Here is a 15876-nt window from a genome sequence, read left to right on the forward strand (position 1 = left end):
AAACGGCGCAGCGCACTGGCGGATCAGCGGTATGATCGCTACATTGGGTCGGCGAGGCTGCGTTTCGCGTCAGGAGCCATATATCCCCGGGGCCTTATCGATCCTTCCGGGAACTGTCCCTGGCCGGGTCCGTGGACCCGGTCACATGGTGCCCACCTACTTTCGTAGGGAACTCCGGGATCGAGCGCTTCAACGGTTATCGTGGCTTCGCACTGTTTCCGTCTTCGGCTGGCAATGTCCTCGGCTTTTCCCGGCCGCAGCCTCCGCCTATAAGCGGGAATGTCCGCGCTGACTGACGCTCCCAGCAAGAATGACCTCCGCGCCGCCGCTCTGGCGCGCCGCCGCGGTCTGAGCGAGGCTGCGCGCACCGCCGCCGCGATGGCGATCGCGGCTCGAGGCCTTCCGTTCGAGCTGCCGCCGGGCGCGGTTGTGTCCGGCTACGCGCCGATCCGCGGCGAGCTCGATCCGTTGCCGCTGATGCAGGCGCTGGCGGCACGCGGCGCCCGCTTGGTGCTGCCGGCGGTGGTGCAGCAGGGCCGGCCGCTGCGTTTCCACGCCTGGCAGCCCGGCGATGCGCTGCTGCGCAGCCCGCTCGGCATCGACGAGCCGCGCCCCGAAGCGCCCGAACTCAATCCCGACATTCTGCTGATCCCGCTCGCCGCCTTCGACGGCCTCGGCCATCGCATCGGCTATGGCGCCGGCTATTACGATTGCACGCTCGAGGCGCTGGGTGCGGCGCGGCGCATCATCACCGTCGGCCTCGCCTTCGCGGTGCAGCAAATTGCGGCCGTGCCTGCCGCCGCCCACGACGTGGCGCTGGATTATGTGCTAACCGAGCATGAGACGCTCAATTTCCGGAGTCGATAGGTTTGCGCATTCTGTTCATCGGCGACGTGGTCGGCAAAGCGGGCCGCGTGGCGATCGCCGAACATCTCCCCGGCCTGATCCGCGACTGGCAGCTCGACTGCACCATCATCAACGGCGAGAACGCCGCCGGCGGCTTCGGCATTACCGAGGCGATCTACAATGATTTCATCGACGCCGGCGCCGATGCGGTGACGCTCGGCAACCACGCCTGGAATCAGAAGGAGGCGCTGGTGTTCATCGAGCGCGCGCCGCGGCTGATCCGGCCGGCCAACTTCCCGCGCCACACCCCCGGCCGCGGTGCCGCTCTGGTCGAGACCCGCAGCGGCGCGCGGGCCCTGGTGATCAACGCGATGGGCCGCGTGTTCATGGAGCCGCTGAACGATCCGTTCGCCGCGGTGGCGCGCGAACTCGACGCCTGCCCGCTGCGCGAGGCGGCCGACGCCATCGTGCTGGACTTCCACGGCGAAGCCTCGAGCGAAAAGCAGGGCATGGGTTACTTCTGCGACGGCAAGGTCAGCCTCGTCGTCGGCACCCACACCCATGTGCCGACCGCCGATCACCAGATCCTGCCCGGCGGCACCGCCTACATGACCGATGCCGGCATGACCGGCGATTATGATTCCGTGATCGGCATGCAGAAGGACGAGCCGCTGCACCGCTTCGTCACCGGCATCCCGCAGGGCCGCTTCGAACCAGCCAACGGCGTCGCCACGCTGAGCGGCGTCGCAGTCGAGACCGACAACGCGACCGGCCTCGCGATCCGCATCGCCCCCGTCCGCATCGGCGGCCGCTTGCATCAGGCGCGGCCTGAGTTCTGGACGAGTGAGCAGCCGCAAGCCGAGGCGCCGTAGGGGTGGGCTGAGCGTAAGCGAAGCCCACGCGTCGCACGCGACGACGTCTCGTCCCTATGACGTCGCCGCTTTCCGCGTGGGCACGGCGCTACGCGCCTTTGCCCACCCTACATCCCACGTCACACGTCATTGCGAGGAGCGCAGCGACGAAGCAATCCAGCCCGGTGCACGAGGCTGGATTGCTTCGCAATGACGTGAAAAGCGTCAGTACCGTTCCGGCACATACATTTCCGGCGGGATCGGGGTGCGGATGTAGTCGGGGTGGTGGATACGCGGCGGCAGGACGACGCGTTCGGCCGGCAGGTCTTCGTAGGGGATCTGGTCCAGCAGATGCGCGATGCAGTTCAGCCGCGCCTTCTTCTTGTCGACGGCCTGCACCACGTGCCACGGCGCCTCGGCGATGTGGGTGCGCTCCAGCATCTCCTCCTTGGCCTTGGTGTAGTTCTCCCAGCGCGCGCGCGACTGCACGTCCATCGGGCTCAGCTTCCACTGCTTCAGGGGATCGTTGATCCGCATCATGAAGCGCAGCTGCTGCTCGTCGTCGGTGATCGAGAACCAGTATTTGATCAGCACGATGCCGGAGCGCACCAGCATGCGCTCGAATTCCGGCACCGAGCGGAAGAACTCCTCGACCTCGGGCTCGGTGCAGAAGCCCATCACCCGCTCGACGCCGGCGCGGTTGTACCAGGAGCGATCGAACAGCACCATTTCCCCCGCCGCCGGCAGATGCGAGACGTAGCGCTGGAAGTACCATTGGCTGCGCTCGCGCACGCTCGGCGCCGGCAGCGCCGCGACCCGGCAGATCCGCGGATTGAGCCGCTGGGTGATGCGCTTGATCACGCCGCCCTTGCCGGCAGAATCGCGGCCCTCGAAGATCACCACGACCTTGAGGCCCTGATGCTGCACCCAGCTCTGCAGCTTCACCAGTTCGCCCTGCAGCCGGAACAGTTCCTTGAAGTAGATCCGGCGGTCGATGGTGTCGGCGGGCGAATGGTCGGCGAATTCGTTGGTCAGCGCATCGAGCCGGTCGTCGTCGATTTCGAGTTCCAGTTCCTCATCGAAGCCGTCGAGCATCTCCGCCTCGATCCGCTGCCGCATGGTCGGCGTCGCGGTCAGTTTCTTGGCGGTGAGCTTGGCTGTCTTGGTCGGCTTGGCAGGGGGCTTGCGGGCCATGGGGATCTCCGGGCAGGGGCAGACCCGGCACATGCCGTTTGTATTTGTCGCCCGTATGACGGGCGTACAGAGCTGCGGTGATTTGGCACGCGTACGTCGTTATCGCGCTCACCACGAACCGCAGCGCGCCCCCTCTCCCGCTTGCGGGAGAGGGCTGGGGTGAGGGCGCCCCAGGCAATGAGTCCGCGTTTCGCTGAGAGGAGAGCCCTCACCCGCCGCGCGCGCGGCGCGGGTGATCAGCCCGTTCGCGCGGCGCCGAATTTGAGGACGGCATCGACCATCCGGTCGACATCCTCATACGTGGTCCGGTGATTGACGATGGCGGCGCGGATGGCGAGGTGGCCGTCGATCGTGGTGGCGGAGGGGGCGGCCATTCCCGACTCGTGCAGGTCGGCTACCATCTCGGCGTTCAGCGCGTCGGCATCCATCCCGCTCTGTGCACGATAGCGGAAGCAGACGATGTTGAGCGTGACCGGCGCCAGCAACTCGAGCTGCGGCTCGCGGCGCACGCGGGCCTCGAGATGCCGCGCGATCGCGCAGGTCTGGGCGATCATGGCGCCGAGCCGCTCGGTGCCGTAGGTCTTCAGCGTGAACCAGGTCTTCAACGCGCGGAAGCCGCGTGACAAATCCGGGCCGAAATCGCACGGCCAGGGCGAGCCGCCGGCGAGGCCGCGGGTCTCGCGGCGCAAGTAAGCGGCCGGTGCCGCGAAGGTCGCGCGGTGCTGCTCGCCGTCGCGCACGATCAGGAAGCCGGCGTCGTAGTTCACCTGGCCCCATTTGTGGAAATCGAGCGCGATCGAGTCGGCTTCGCTCAGCCCGGCGAGCTTCGGCGCGATCTCCGGCGACAGCATGCCGAGCGAGCCGTAGGCGCCGTCGATGTGAAACCACAGGGCTTCGTCGCGGCAGAGCTGTGCCAAAGCGGCGAGATCATCGATCGCGCCGGTGTCGACGGTGCCGGCCGAGCCGGTCACCAGAAACGGCCGGAATCCTGCGGCGCGGTCTTCGGCGATGCGCCGGCGCAGCGCCGCGATGTCGATGCGGTGCGCGGCGTCGAACGGGATCCGCCGCATCGCGCCGCGGCCGAGCCCGGCGAGATCGGCCGCCTGCACCACGCAGCCATGCGCCGCCGCCGACGCGTAGGCGGTGAGCGGCTCGCCGGCGAGCCCGCCCTCGCGCACCTGCGGCCCGAGCGCCGCCGCCCGCGCCACCAGCAGCGCCATGAAATTCGCCATCGACGAGCCGGTGACGAACACGCCGCTCGCGGTGTCGGGAAAGCCGAACAGCTCGCGCACCCAGCGCACGATCTGGCGCTCGACCTCGATGCCGACGTGATTGCGGCCGCCGCAATTGGCGTTCAGCCCGGCCGCCAGCATCTCGGCGAGCATTCCCACGGCGGTGCCGCCGCCATGCACCCAGCCCATGAAGCCGGGATGCACATTGCCGGTCGCATACGGCGCGATGGCGTCGGTGAAGTCGGCATACACCTCGCCGAGCGGGGTTTCGCCGCGCGGCAGCGCCGCGCTGAAGCGCGCCCGCACATCGTCCGGCAGCGGCTGCCACACCGGCCGCTCGCGCACCTGCGCGATGTGATCGATCATGTCGTCGAGCATGCGATGCGCGTCGGCGCGCAGCGCGGTCCAGTCGTCGGGATCGAGGCTGGTCGGGGGATTCGGGACGGCGTCGGCCGGCCCGCCTTGTTCGGCACTCACATCAGGACTCGCTGCAGACGCGTTGGAAACTTGCCTCGCGCCTTACGCCACGTCTTGCCGGCGCGCCGCAACGTGGCGCTCCAGCATCGTGGCGAAGGCCTCGAAGATCTTCGTCATCTGCGGCGGCTTGTAGGGATAGACCTCGGGGCTGTCCATATTGTGCACCACCGCGGTGTTGTCGATCTCGAACACCAGCAGGTCGCCGTTCGGCGTCTGGGCGCAGTCGATGGTGAAGTAATCGAGACCGATCCGCTCGGCGAGGCCCTGCAGCGCGGTGCGATGCCGGCGCGCGAAGCCGAAATCGAAGGTGTGGAAGAACGCCGCTTCCTCCAGCCGCTTGCTGGCGCTCTGCGCCATGCCGGCGTTGAGGTACCAGATGTCCCAGCGGTCGGCGATCGCCATATGGCAGGCGTAGGGCTTGCCGTCGGCCACGACGATCCGGTACTTGCGAAACAGCCCGTCGTCGCTGGCATAGTCGACGTACCGCGCGACGAAATACTCGGTCTCGGTGCGCTCGGCGAGATACGCCGTGAGCGCCGCGCAGCTCTCGATCCGCGCCAGCCCGAAGCCGGCATGCGAGCCGCGCGGCCGCACGATCACCGGGAAGGCGACGCCGCCGGCGGCGTCCTGCAGGGTTGCGCTGCCTTCGGCCACCGCAACGAGCGCGCCGCGCGACACCGGGATGGTGGCCGGGATGTCGAGCCCGTCGACGTCGCCGATCAGCCGATACAGCTTGTCGCGGTCGAGATGGCGGATCAGCTTCGGCGCGTTGAGCAGCGGCACCGGCCAGCTGTCGGCGCGCGCCTCGATCGCCGCCAGCGCGCCGCGGCATTCCTCCGAATCGGAGGCGATCACGATCGCGACGTCGTGCGGCGGGAGCGGATCGGGAAGCGGCACACCGTCGACGACGTACAGCGTCAGCAGCTCGATCCCGGAGGTCTCCAGCAGGAATTCGATCGGCGTGTTGCCGCCCATGTCGATATCGGCGGCGAGCGCCAGCACCCGCAGCCGCGGCTGCGCGCTGGAGCAGGGCGATCGAAACAGCTGATGCTGCGCCAGCGTCTCGGTCTGCACCGAGAGGCCGGCCTGCTTGTGGCCGAACAGCTGCGTGAGCAGCGCGAGGTCGAGCTGCTCGCCGGCGGTCGCGGTGCCGTCCTCGACCTTGCCCATCAGCTCCTGCCACAGCGGAAGCAGGTTCTCACCGTCGAACGCGCGCTTGGTCAGGCGTGCAAAGCCGATCCGGTCGGCGATGGGCTGCGGGTCAGAGGGCATGGAGGTCCTTGGCTGGTGCGGTGAAGTCGGGCTGCGTCAGCAGCGCGGCGAGGCGGGCGATCACGGTCGCGGCGTCGGCGAGAATGGGAGCAATGGCCTGGTCTGCGTCGCCGGGATTCGCCGCCCAGGCGTCCACCACATGGCGGGCGCTGATGCAGATCCGCAGCGCTGCGGCCTCGTCCTCGTTGCGTCCGCCCCAGCCGACCGGCTGGCCGATCAGGCAGGGCGTGTCGGCGTCGTTCTGAAGGGCGGCATAAAGCGCGCGGCAGCGCGGCAGCGACAGCGGCGCGCCGTCCGGCTCGCAGGTGAAGGCGAAGATCGTCGGCGCGGCGAATTCGTCGGCCTCGGCCGGCCGCGGCTGCGGCGGCTGCAGCCGCAGCGCCGGCGAAGCCTGGATCAGCCGGGCGATGCCGTCGCCGAGCCCGCGCAGCGCGGCGCGGCGGAATGTCTCCGGCACCGCGTGATACGCCTGGATCTCTTCGAGCGCCGCCTCCCAGCGCAGCCATTGGCCGAAATTCGGTGACGTGGCGAACGCCCCGCGCAGGCCGCGCCAGCGCATCGGCCAATCGCTCAGCGTCGTATAGGCGGCGAGCCCGGTCGCCAGCGCGCCGGCGTGGTCGAGCGTGGCCGTGAGCCGCTGCGGCACCAGCACCGCGCCGCTGAACGCCGGCCCGGCGTAGTATTTCGAGCCGGTGATCTGCACCAGATCGCCCCGCGCGAGGCAGCGCGCGATGCGGCGGCGGCCGAGCCGCATCTGGCAGGCATCGACCACGATCTGCACGCGCCCCGGCCAGCGCGCCGCAATCTCGTCCGCATAGGCGTCGCTCGGCGCCTGCAGGCCGAGCTTGGAGCAGTCCATCACCTGCAGCATCACCCGCGCGCCACGCGCGACCAGCGTCTCCACCGTCTCCAGCACCTCGGCGTCGATTTCGGCGGAGCTGCGCAGCCGGCCGTCGCCGCGCAGCCGCACCGCGATGCTGCGCACCGGGCCGAGCCCTTCGATCGGCGCGCCCGTGGTCACGCTGCAATCGTTGGTGCTGCGCGCGGTGAAATGCAGGCCCCGCGCCGTCAAGGCGGTGCCGGAGCCGCTCTGGTCGGCGCCGACTACCACCGTCACCAGCTCGTCGCCGAGTAGCGCGCGACTCAGCGCCAGCGCCTGCAGTTGTGCGTCGGTGCCGGATGCCGCGAACACCACCTCGGTGCCCGAGCCGCCGAGCCCGAGCAGCGCGCGGAGGTCCTCACGCATCGCCTCGACCCGCGCATCGAAGCAGGCGATCAGACCGTGCAGGATGGCGGAAGCCATCAGCGCCGTGCGCGCCGAGTCGGCAGCGTCGTAGCCGCGCTGCGAGATGGTGGTGGCGGTGCAGGACGCAAAGCTCGGGATCGCCGGTGTCGGCGCCGCGCTACAGCCATAGGCGTTGCGGCCGGTGGCCGGGTCGCGCGTCAGCCGCGCATCGCCGCCGCTGATCAGCAATTGGTCGAGCGGGGCGAACAGCTCGCGCAACGGCGAGGGGGCGCGGAGTCCTGGCTCGGGCGGTGCCCGGCGGTCGGCGACGATGTGCGGCGCGCTCGCGGAGTTCGACATCGCTCAGCCTCTCACCCGGCCGTGGCCGGGCGGTCGTCGAAAGGCGCCAGCCGAATGCCGGGCGCCGTGACCCTCGTCAAGCCTAAACCGGCTTGGTTAATATCGGTTTACCAACCCGGCCGCCGAAACCGGCGGCCGGGTTGGCCGGGACTACGCGGCGCGGACGTTGTCGAGGAATTTCGTCACTTCGACCTTGAGCCGCGCGCTGTTCTGCGACAGCGATTGCGCCGCCGACAGCACCTGGCTCGACGCCGAACCGGTCTCGGTGGCGCCGCGCTGAACTTCAGTGATGTTGGCCGAGACCTGCTGGGTGCCCTGCGCCGCCTGCGAGACGTTGCGGGAAATCTCCTGCGTGGCCGCGCCCTGTTCCTCGACCGCCGACGCAATCGTGGAGGAGATCTCCGACATCCGCCCGATGGTGCCGCCGATCTCCCGGATCGCCGCCACCGACTGATCGGTCGCGGCTTGGATGCCGTTGATCTGCTGGCTGATCTCGCCGGTGGCCTTGGCGGTCTGCTCGGCCAGTGCCTTGACCTCGGCGGCCACCACGGCGAAGCCGCGGCCGGCCTCGCCGGCGCGGGCCGCTTCGATCGTGGCATTGAGGGCCAGCAGGTTGGTCTGGCCAGCGATGGTGTTGATCAGTTCGACGACGTCGCCGATCCGCGCCGCCGCCTTGGCGAGCTCCTCGACGCGGCCGTTGGTGGCGCGGGCCTGCTCGACCGCCTCGTGGGCGATCCGCGCCGATTCCTGGACCTGGCGGCTGATCTCGTTGACCGACGAACTCATCTCCTCGGTGGCCGACGCCACCGACTGCACGTTGGTGGAGGCTTCCTCGGACGCCGAGGTCACCATCGTGGCGAGGTGCTGCGAACGCTCGGCCGTCGAGGCCAGCATCGTGGCCGAGGCTTCGAGTTCGTGCGACGCCGAGGACACCGTGTCGACGATCTCGCCGATGGCGCGTTCGAAGTCGCCGGCGAGGCGCATCGTGTCGGCCTTGCGCTGCGCGGCGGCGCGGGCTTCGGCTTCCGCTTGGCCGGCCTGCAGCCGCTGCCGCTCGATGGCGTTGACCTTGAACACCTCGACGGCGCCGGCCATGTCGCCGATTTCGTCGGCGCGGCCGACGCCCGGCACTTCGGCCTCCAGCCGGCCGGCGGCGAGCTGTTTCATCGCCTGCGTGATCGCATCGATCGGCCGGGTGATGCCGCGCGCCACCAGCACCGACACCAGCGTGATGATCAGCAGCACGATCGCGGCGGCGATCAGCAGCCGCTGCGTCGCGCTCCAGGTCTGGGCCTGCAGATCGTCGATATAGACGCCGGTGCCGACGATCCAGCCCCACGGCGCGAAGCCGGCGACGCGGCTGAGCTTGGGGAACTGCTGCTCGGAGCCCGGCTTAGGCCAGACGTAATCGACATAGCCGCTGCCGTCGCGGCGTACCGTGTCGACCATCTCGCGGAACAGCAGCTTGCCGTTCGGGTCCTTGGTGTTGGTCTGATCCTGGCCGATCAGCTGCTTGGCGATCGGGTGCATCAGCATCCGGCTCTGCATGTCGGTGATGAAGAAGTACTCGTTGCCGCCGTAGCGCAGCTTGGCGATCCGCGCCTGGGCGCGCTTCTGCGCCTCGTCGGTGCTGATCTCGCCGCGCTGCGCGGCGTCATGCTCGTCCTTGACGATCGCGATCGCCAGATCGGCCAGATGGGCAAGCTCGATCTGCTTCTGCTGCTTCAAGCCCGAGGCGATTTCTTCCGAGGCGAGCAGGCTCGTCATCAGGAGACCGGCGAAGCCCAGTCCGATCAACAGATAGATCCTGCGGCCGATCGTCATGCGTAGTTTGGACAGCATTCTGCATTCCCGTTTGAATTGGCGATGGAGTGGGGATCAGGCCGAGCCCGGCGATCCATGCATGCGGGCCCCTTGTGGCGGTCACGCGGCTGGCGAAGCGCCATCCGCGTGTGCTCGCGCCGTCGGCGAGCGCACGTCCGCGGGCGTCGCCTCGGAAGGCGTCGAGCGGGGCCACGCATGCCGATGGGGTCTTGCGTCGCTTGCGAGCGAGCCGCGGCAGCGTTGCTGCCGACTGCATCAATCGAGCGACGGTGTCAGGACCTGAACTATCCATGAAGATTGATAGCTAATGGTAAACAGCTGGCTGGCGGATTGCCGCTCGCAGAACTACCAGTCCGAAAATCGCATCAGTTTCGGCATTAATTTACCGTTCGGAGTGCTCGCCGGAAAAACTTTAGTCGAGTCACGGCCAGCGGCAGGCGTCGCTCACAAAATATCATTTTGGCGCGAAGGAAAGCCGGGGGGCGTCCGTAATCGTCACATCAGTCGGCGCGGTGCCGGCCGTCCGCTGAGTGTGAGGAGAGGACCTGATGATGCGCAAGTTCCTGATCGCTGCGGCGTTTGCCGCTGCCACCCCGGTCGCGGCCGAGGCCGCTCCGCTGATCGTGTCCACCGCGGCACCGCAAGCCGCGGCGGCCCGTGTGATCGAGCCGGTCGCCTGCGTGCGCGGCGGCTGGCGCGGTCCCGGCGTTTATCCGGGCTGCGGCCCCGTCCGCCGTTACTACCGGCCGTATCCGTATGTGGTCGCGCCGATGGCTCCGGTTTATGGAGCGCCCCGCCTCGTCGTTGCCGCGCCGGTGGTGCCGGCGCCGCGCTGCTGGATCGCGGGTGCTTGGCGGCTGTGCTAGTCGGCAGTGCGACGCAGCGGCGACCGGATAGAGGGCGGGGCGGTGGAGGACGACAGCGACGAAGCGCTGATGGCTGCCGTCGCGGCGCGACGGCAGCAGGCGTTTCGCGTGTTGATGACGCGGCATATGCCACGCGCCATCCGGATCGCGCAGCGCATCGTCCGGAATGCCGCCGAAGCCGACGATATCGGCCAGGAAGCGTTCCTGCGGGTCTGGCACAAGGCGGCATCGTTCGATCCGCAGGTCGGGCGCTTCACCACCTGGCTGTATCGGATCGTGCTCAATCTCGCGTTCGACCGGTCGCGAAAGCCCGTGCATGCGCCGATCGAGGAAGCGGTGGAGATCGCTGCGCACGAGCCGGCGCCGGTCGACAACGTGATCGCCGATCAGCAGCGCCGTGCGCTCGACGCTGCGCTGGCGCGGCTGTCGGAGCGGCAGCGCGGCGCGATCGCGCTGTTTCATATGGAAGGACTGTCCGGCGACGAAGCGGCGCGGGCGATGGGGCTCAGCGCCAAGGCGTTCGAGTCGCTGCTGGCGCGAGCCCGCGTCGCACTCCGGAAAGAAGTCGAGACGATCGAGCAGACCAGGAGGTTGCCATGACGCCGGAGCGATTCAGGGAACTGGCGGAGATTTGGGGCGGCGACATCGAGCGCTGGCCCAAGGCGGAGTGGCCGGCGGCGCGCGAGATCGCGCGGACCGACGCCGGCTCCGCGATCCTGCGCGAGCAGCATCCGCTCGACGCGCTGCTGGCTTCAGCGCCCGACGTGAGCCCGGCGCGCGCCGACCGCGCCGCGCTGGCGGTGCTGGGCGCGATCGCGGCGAGCGAATCGCGGCCGCCCTGGTATCGACGCTGGCTACAGCCGGTCTCGCTGCTGCCCGCCGGCAGTCTTGCCTGTTCGGCGCTGCTGGGGATCTGGCTCGCCGGGGCGCTGCCCTATCACCAGGACGAGCAGGCGGTCGCCACGGTCGCGGCCGTGTTCGACGCCTCCGTCATCAGCCTGTGGGGAAACCAATGATCGTCCGGTTCGGCTCGCTCACCGGAGGCCGCCTGCTGCTGCTGGCGTCGCTCTGTCTCAATGTCGCGCTCGGCGCCTATGTGGGGGCGCAATGGCTGCAGCCCGAATGGGTGCCGAAAGACGTCGTCACGCCGGTCCGGCTGATCGAACGCGTCGCCTCGCGGCTGCCGCCGGAGGATGCCGCGATCCTGCGTCGCAATTTCCAGGCCCGGCAGACGGAGATGCAGCCGCTGCAGCAGGCCTATGTGGCGGCGCTGATGAACACGCTGCGGCTGACCGGCCAGGCCGAGCTCGACAAGCCTGCGCTGGAGGCAGCGGTCAGGGACGCGCGCGAGAAGCGCATCAAGATCGGCGACGCGGTGATCGACACCTTCGTGGAAACGCTGGGGCAGATCTCGACGAAAGGACGTCGGCAGCTCGCCGGCGCGATGTTTCGCTGAGCCCGCGCCGCGCCGCGAGGGATCGCGGCGGCTGCAGCGTATCACCTATGTCCGCCTGCCGGATCTGCAGCGCGACCCACCACCTCAACCTGGATCGAAGGAGCCTTTATGCCCCGATTGATGTCGACCTCCGGCCGTGCCCGGCCCGTCTTGTTCTACGCCAGCGACGCCCTGGTGCGTGCCGCCTTGGTCGCCGCATTGGTGATCGCCGCCCTCGCGGTGTCACTATCGCTCGCCAACGCCCAGGACAGCGCCGCCCGCGAAGCCTGCAAGCCCGACTATCAGAAATTCTGCAGCAGCGTGACGCCCGGCGGTGGCCGCATCAAGAAGTGCCTCGCCGACAACTTCGCCAACCTCTCCGACGCCTGCAAGCAGGTCGTGGGATCGGCGAAGTAAGCAGATCGCGTGCTTGAGTCACAACCTCTCGGCCCCAATTCGATCGTCATTGCCGGGCTTGACCCGGCAATCCATCGTCTTCGCAAAGGACCCTGTTAGCAGCGCGCGATGGATGCGCGGGTCAAGCCCGCGCATGACGGCAGAGGATGGGGCGTGGTCTCGTCCGAACTCATCGCGGGGAGCGATGCGTGTTGGCGCCAACCTACAACTTGTACGCCGTCCTGAACCCGCCCCAATGCCGGCCCCGCACCTTCAACGGGACGTCGATTTCGCGCATCATCACCATGTTGCCGCCGCCCATGTCGCGGGCGTAGCTCTGGATCAGGAACGGCCTTGTGTTGCGGCCGGCGGCGAGGCCGGCGGGGTCGTTGAAGATGCGGCGGTTGCGTGAATTCGCGGTGTTGAAGACGACGTCGCCCGGGCGCTGCGGCTGCGAGTAGATCTTGTTGTGCACCGGCAGATAGCCGTTGCGGTCGATCATCGCGCAGAACGCCATGCGCTTGTCCTTGGCCAGGAACGCTTCCTGGAATGGCGGCAGCGCGCCGTCGGCCCAGTCGAGAATCTGCGTCCGATACTGCACCGGGTTGGTACCGGGAATCTCCACGTAGGTGTCGTCGAACATCGCCTCCAGCGTGATCGCGCCGGTGGCGATGCCGCGCTCGAAGATCCGGTGGAGTTCGGCGCCGGCTTCCAGCGCGCGGGCGACGCATTCGGAGTTCTCGTCGCGGATCGCCCACAGCCGGTCCTCGATCGCCTCCCGCAGCGCCGCGTTCGGCGCGATGAACATCGCCTGCGCGCCGGCGCCGCTGTGCTCGGTGATCCTGATCCGGCAGGGACCGACGTCCTGCAGCTCGGCGTCGAGCGTTTGGTTGAGCGGCAGCGCCGCGGCGGCGGGGCCGGCGATCAGGACGCCGCCGTGCGAGATCTCATAGACCGGCGCGCTGATGCGGCCGTGCGGCGCCGCGATCCCGATCGACAGATGGCACGGCAGCTTCTCGCGCCGGCGCGCCTCGTCGCGGTCGCCCTGCTTCAGCAGGACGGCGGTGCGGGCGCGCAGCTTCTCGGCGAACAGCGTCACGGTCTGGCCGGCGCGGGCGACCTCGGCGCCGTGCTGCTCGGCCTCGCGGGTGGCGCTGTCGATCTCGGCGGCGCTGTCGCCGACCGACACGATGAAGCTGCCCGCGGTGGCGGCATTGCCGGCGACATCGCCGGTGGTGGCGTTCTGCTCCGCGACCGCGCCGTTGACGGTGTCGAATACCGGCCGGATCGCCGCGATCGCGCTGGTGATGCGATGCACCGCGTCGGCCGAGCTCGAGGCGTCGCGCTGCAACGCGTCGATCTTGCGCTTGATCTCCTCGGTCGCCTCCTGGGTCTGCACCGCCAGCGCCTTGACCTCGGTCGCCACCACGGCGAAGCCGCGGCCGGCGGCACCGGCGCGCGCGGCCTCGATGGTGGAGTTGAGCGCCAGCAGCGTCGTCTGCCGCGCGATCTGCGCGATCAGATTGACCACATTGCCTATCGCCGCAGAGGAGTCGCGCAGCCGTTCGACATTGGAGGTGGCCTCGGTGGCGGCGGTGCTGGCGTCGTCGGCGAGCCGCGAGGCCTGGCGCACCTGCGCGCCGATGCCTTCGGCCGAGTGGGTGAACTTGTCGGCGGCCTGCGAGAACGACACCGCGGTCGCCTGCGCGGCGCTGGTGTGGCCGGTCAGCGCGTCGGTGCGCTGGCGGATGGTGTGCAACATGGCGGTGGTGGATTGCACGCCGGTGGTGACCGAATCCGCGGCGCGTTCGAGCTGGCGAATCAGCGAGCCGAGTTCGAGCTCCAGCAGTTCGAGGATATCGGACGCCGAATCGGTGTCGTCGGCGATCGGCGCGGCCGCCTGCGGGGGCGTCGGTGCAACGAGGTCCGGCACAGGCGCCTCCGCCTGCCGCTTCCGAAAGAGGCCGAACGCCATGAATCCTCCCGCAATCCGAGAAATATCGTCGATACTCGCGTCACCTGGTGAAGTTGCGGTTAAATTTTTCGATACGGAAAACAAGCCATTCGGAGGGGGGTGGCCCGGCGGGTCTTTGATTTCGGCCCCTCGGCCGCTTATAACCCCGCGCCGCAGCCCGAAAAAATCCTGATCGACCGCGAGAGAGCACGCATGGCCGGACATTCCCAATTCAAGAACATCATGCACCGCAAGGGCAAGCAGGATGCACAAAAGTCCAAGGCCTTCAGCAAGCTGGCGCGCGAAATAACGGTGGCCGCCAAGCTCGGCACGCCCGACCCGGCAATGAACCCGCGGCTGCGTGCCGCGGTGATCGCCGCGCGGCAGGAGAATATGCCGAAGGACAATATCGAGCGCGCCATCAAGAAGGCGGTCGGCGGCGACAGCGAGAATTACGACGAGATCCGCTACGAAGGTTACGGCCCGGGCGGCGTCGCCGTCATCGTCGAGGCGCTGACCGACAACCGCAACCGCGCCGCCTCCGACATCCGCTCGTTCTTCACCAAGTCGGGCGGCAATCTCGGCGAAACCGGCTCGGTCGCCTTCATGTTCGACCGCACCGGCGTGATCGAATACGACGCCGACAAGGCCTCGGCCGACGACATGCTGGAAGCCGCCATCGAGGCCGGCGCCGACGACGTGGTGTCGAGCGAGGCCGGCCACGAGGTCTACGCCTCGCAGGACACCTTCCGCGACGTCGCCAAGGCGCTCGAAGCCAAGTTCGGCGAGCCGCGCAAGGCGGCGCTGATCTGGAAACCGCAAAACACCGTCGCGGTCGACGACGAGACCGGCGAGAAGCTGTTCAAGCTGATGGACCACCTCAACGACCACGACGACGTCCAGAACGTCTACGCGAATTTTGAGGTGTCGGACGCGCTGATGGCGAAGATGGCGGGCTGATTGCTCGCGCCGAAAGCTTGCAGCCGAACTGCGCTCACTTCAGCGCGGGGCGCCGCCCCACTGACCCACGTCATCGCCCGACTTGATCGGGCGACCCAGTATCCCAGAGAGATGCTGATGAAGCGGCCGCCGGCGGCGGGCAAACGCTGACGCTCTGGAATACTGGGTCCCCGCATTCGCGGGGATGACAGCTGAGAGCGGGGCAAACGCGGTGCCTTACACTGGGGAAGGCGTTCCTCCGTCTCCCGTTTCTGTTTCGTTCACGTCTATCTGGCGTTATCACTGCGCCATGAGCCAGCCGCCGATTCGCAGTGTTCGCATTCTCGGGATCGACCCCGGCCTCCGCCGCACCGGCTGGGGGGTGGTCGAGAGCGAGGGCAATCGGCTGGTCTATGTGGCGTGCGGCTCGGTGGAGCCGCGGGACACGATGCCGCTCGCCGAGCGGCTGCTGGCGATCCATGATGGGCTTGCCAAGGTGCTTGCCGCCTACGCGCCGGCCGAGGCCGCGGTCGAGCAGACCTTCGTCAACAAGGACGGCGCCGCGACGCTGAAGCTCGGCCAGGCACGCGGCGTGGCGATGCTGGTGCCGGCGATGCACGGCCTGCTGGTCGCCGAATACGCGCCCAATCTAGTCAAGAAAACGGTGGTCGGCGCCGGCCATGCCGACAAGACCCAGATCAAGATGATGCTGAAGATCCTGCTGCCCAAGGCCGATCCGACCAGCGCCGACGCCGCCGACGCCTTGGCGATCGCCATCACCCACGCCCACCACCGCGTCAGCGCGCAAAGGCTGAAGGCGGTGGGGGCATGAGCATGCGGATGGCAATGGCGCATTGTGAAGTTAGGGCGCTGCCTCTCCCCGCCCACAGCGCGCTCCCTCTCCCGCTTGCGGGAGAGGGCTGGGGTGAGGGCGACGCGGGCACAGTGCTCGTGGCGCCCCCCCCCCCCCCCCCCCCCCCCCCCGGGGGGGGGGGGGGGGGGCCG

15 protein-coding genes and 1 other RNA gene are annotated in these 15876 nt (G+C 68.7%); 10 read left to right on the forward strand and 6 right to left on the reverse strand.

All coding sequences use genetic code 11. From position 1 onward, the window contains the following. The first annotated feature begins 51 nt into the window (after positions 1-51). The 3 genes from ssrS to LPW26_RS21745 all read left to right on the forward strand — a co-directional run bounded on the left by ssrS (position 52) and on the right by LPW26_RS21745 (position 1718). A non-coding RNA gene (gene ssrS, locus LPW26_RS21735) (6S RNA) lies at positions 52-212 on the forward strand. 67 nt (positions 213-279) lie between these two features. Beyond that, positions 280-867, forward strand: coding sequence for a 5-formyltetrahydrofolate cyclo-ligase (locus tag LPW26_RS21740; protein ID WP_238737737.1), 588 nt, complete (start codon positions 280-282; stop codon positions 865-867). A 2-nt stretch (positions 868-869) separates the two neighbouring features. Then, complete coding sequence (locus tag LPW26_RS21745) at positions 870-1718, forward strand: TIGR00282 family metallophosphoesterase (RefSeq protein ID WP_238737739.1); 849 nt, start codon at positions 870-872, stop codon at positions 1716-1718. 204 nt (positions 1719-1922) lie between these two features. Here LPW26_RS21745 and ppk2 read toward each other — a convergent pair whose 3' ends face one another. From ppk2 to LPW26_RS21770, 5 genes are all read right to left on the reverse strand, one after another. Next, on the reverse strand, positions 1923-2816 hold the full coding sequence (gene ppk2, locus LPW26_RS21750) for a polyphosphate kinase 2 (protein ID WP_238737757.1): 894 nt from the start codon (positions 2814-2816) through the stop codon (positions 1923-1925). 311 nt (positions 2817-3127) lie between these two features. Next, positions 3128-4600 carry a pyridoxal phosphate-dependent decarboxylase family protein gene (locus LPW26_RS21755; protein WP_238737740.1) on the reverse strand — a complete coding sequence of 491 codons (1473 nt, stop codon included), beginning with the start codon at positions 4598-4600 and terminating at the stop codon, positions 3128-3130. Positions 4601-4642: 42 nt separating this feature from the next. Further along, entirely contained in the window at positions 4643-5872 is a 1230-nt protein-coding gene (locus LPW26_RS21760; protein ID WP_238737742.1) for an ATP-grasp domain-containing protein, read from the reverse strand. Further along, a complete protein-coding gene (locus tag LPW26_RS21765; protein WP_238737744.1) occupies positions 5862-7457 on the reverse strand; it encodes a hypothetical protein in 1596 nt (531 codons plus the stop codon). The genes LPW26_RS21760 and LPW26_RS21765 overlap by 11 nt, the downstream gene beginning before the upstream one ends. A 150-nt stretch (positions 7458-7607) precedes the next feature. Then, positions 7608-9299, reverse strand: a complete 1692-nt coding sequence (locus LPW26_RS21770) for a methyl-accepting chemotaxis protein (protein ID WP_238737746.1) — start codon at positions 9297-9299, stop codon at positions 7608-7610. Between the two features lie 530 nt (positions 9300-9829). Between LPW26_RS21770 and LPW26_RS21775 the strand changes: the two genes are divergently transcribed. From LPW26_RS21775 to LPW26_RS21795, 5 genes are all read left to right on the forward strand, one after another. Beyond that, complete coding sequence (locus LPW26_RS21775) at positions 9830-10147, forward strand: hypothetical protein (RefSeq protein WP_238737748.1); 318 nt, start codon at positions 9830-9832, stop codon at positions 10145-10147. Between the two features lie 42 nt (positions 10148-10189). Continuing rightward, entirely contained in the window at positions 10190-10747 is a 558-nt protein-coding gene (locus tag LPW26_RS21780) for an RNA polymerase sigma factor (RefSeq protein WP_238737750.1), read from the forward strand. Next, positions 10744-11163 carry a hypothetical protein gene (locus tag LPW26_RS21785; RefSeq protein WP_238737751.1) on the forward strand — a complete coding sequence of 140 codons (420 nt, stop codon included), beginning with the start codon at positions 10744-10746 and terminating at the stop codon, positions 11161-11163. Before LPW26_RS21780 ends, LPW26_RS21785 begins: the two co-directional genes overlap by 4 nt. Further along, the gene (locus LPW26_RS21790; RefSeq protein WP_238737752.1) at positions 11160-11603 is read left to right on the forward strand and encodes a periplasmic heavy metal sensor; all 444 of its coding nucleotides are present in this window, start codon (positions 11160-11162) and stop codon (positions 11601-11603) included. Before LPW26_RS21785 ends, LPW26_RS21790 begins: the two co-directional genes overlap by 4 nt. A 108-nt stretch (positions 11604-11711) precedes the next feature. Continuing rightward, positions 11712-11999 carry a cysteine rich repeat-containing protein gene (locus LPW26_RS21795; RefSeq protein WP_238737753.1) on the forward strand — a complete coding sequence of 96 codons (288 nt, stop codon included), beginning with the start codon at positions 11712-11714 and terminating at the stop codon, positions 11997-11999. 202 nt (positions 12000-12201) lie between these two features. Here the strand turns inward: LPW26_RS21795 and LPW26_RS21800 are convergent, their stop codons facing one another. Next, positions 12202-13953 carry a methyl-accepting chemotaxis protein gene (locus LPW26_RS21800; RefSeq protein ID WP_238737754.1) on the reverse strand — a complete coding sequence of 584 codons (1752 nt, stop codon included), beginning with the start codon at positions 13951-13953 and terminating at the stop codon, positions 12202-12204. 192 nt (positions 13954-14145) lie between these two features. Here LPW26_RS21800 and LPW26_RS21805 point away from each other — a divergent pair, with 192 nt between their 5' ends. Together LPW26_RS21805 and ruvC are read left to right on the forward strand one after the other, a co-directional pair. Further along, a complete protein-coding gene (locus tag LPW26_RS21805; RefSeq protein WP_238737755.1) occupies positions 14146-14892 on the forward strand; it encodes a YebC/PmpR family DNA-binding transcriptional regulator in 747 nt (248 codons plus the stop codon). 289 nt (positions 14893-15181) lie between these two features. Further along, the gene (gene ruvC / locus LPW26_RS21810) at positions 15182-15703 is read left to right on the forward strand and encodes a crossover junction endodeoxyribonuclease RuvC (RefSeq protein ID WP_238737756.1); all 522 of its coding nucleotides are present in this window, start codon (positions 15182-15184) and stop codon (positions 15701-15703) included. Positions 15704-15876: the final 173 nt, after the last annotated feature.

The organism is Rhodopseudomonas infernalis (genome assembly GCF_022271405.1).
Classification (GTDB): Bacteria; Pseudomonadota; Alphaproteobacteria; order Rhizobiales; family Xanthobacteraceae; genus Rhodopseudomonas; species Rhodopseudomonas infernalis.

Coding starts and splice junctions, on each gene's coding strand:
- LPW26_RS21740 (WP_238737737.1), top strand. CDS start 280: ATGTCCGCGCTGACTGACGCTCCCAGCAAGAATGACCTCCGCGCCGCC.
- ppk2 (WP_238737757.1), bottom strand. CDS start 2,816: ATGCGGCAGCGGATCGAGGCGGAGATGCTCGACGGCTTCGATGAGGAA.
- LPW26_RS21760 (WP_238737742.1), bottom strand. CDS start 5,872: ATGCCCTCTGACCCGCAGCCCATCGCCGACCGGATCGGCTTTGCACGC.
- LPW26_RS21765 (WP_238737744.1), bottom strand. CDS start 7,457: ATGTCGAACTCCGCGAGCGCGCCGCACATCGTCGCCGACCGCCGGGCA.
- LPW26_RS21770 (WP_238737746.1), bottom strand. CDS start 9,299: ATGCTGTCCAAACTACGCATGACGATCGGCCGCAGGATCTATCTGTTG.
- LPW26_RS21775 (WP_238737748.1), top strand. CDS start 9,830: ATGATGCGCAAGTTCCTGATCGCTGCGGCGTTTGCCGCTGCCACCCCG.
- LPW26_RS21785 (WP_238737751.1), top strand. CDS start 10,744: ATGACGCCGGAGCGATTCAGGGAACTGGCGGAGATTTGGGGCGGCGAC.
- LPW26_RS21790 (WP_238737752.1), top strand. CDS start 11,160: ATGATCGTCCGGTTCGGCTCGCTCACCGGAGGCCGCCTGCTGCTGCTG.
- LPW26_RS21795 (WP_238737753.1), top strand. CDS start 11,712: ATGCCCCGATTGATGTCGACCTCCGGCCGTGCCCGGCCCGTCTTGTTC.
- LPW26_RS21800 (WP_238737754.1), bottom strand. CDS start 13,953: ATGGCGTTCGGCCTCTTTCGGAAGCGGCAGGCGGAGGCGCCTGTGCCG.
- LPW26_RS21805 (WP_238737755.1), top strand. CDS start 14,146: ATGGCCGGACATTCCCAATTCAAGAACATCATGCACCGCAAGGGCAAG.
- ruvC (WP_238737756.1), top strand. CDS start 15,182: ATGAGCCAGCCGCCGATTCGCAGTGTTCGCATTCTCGGGATCGACCCC.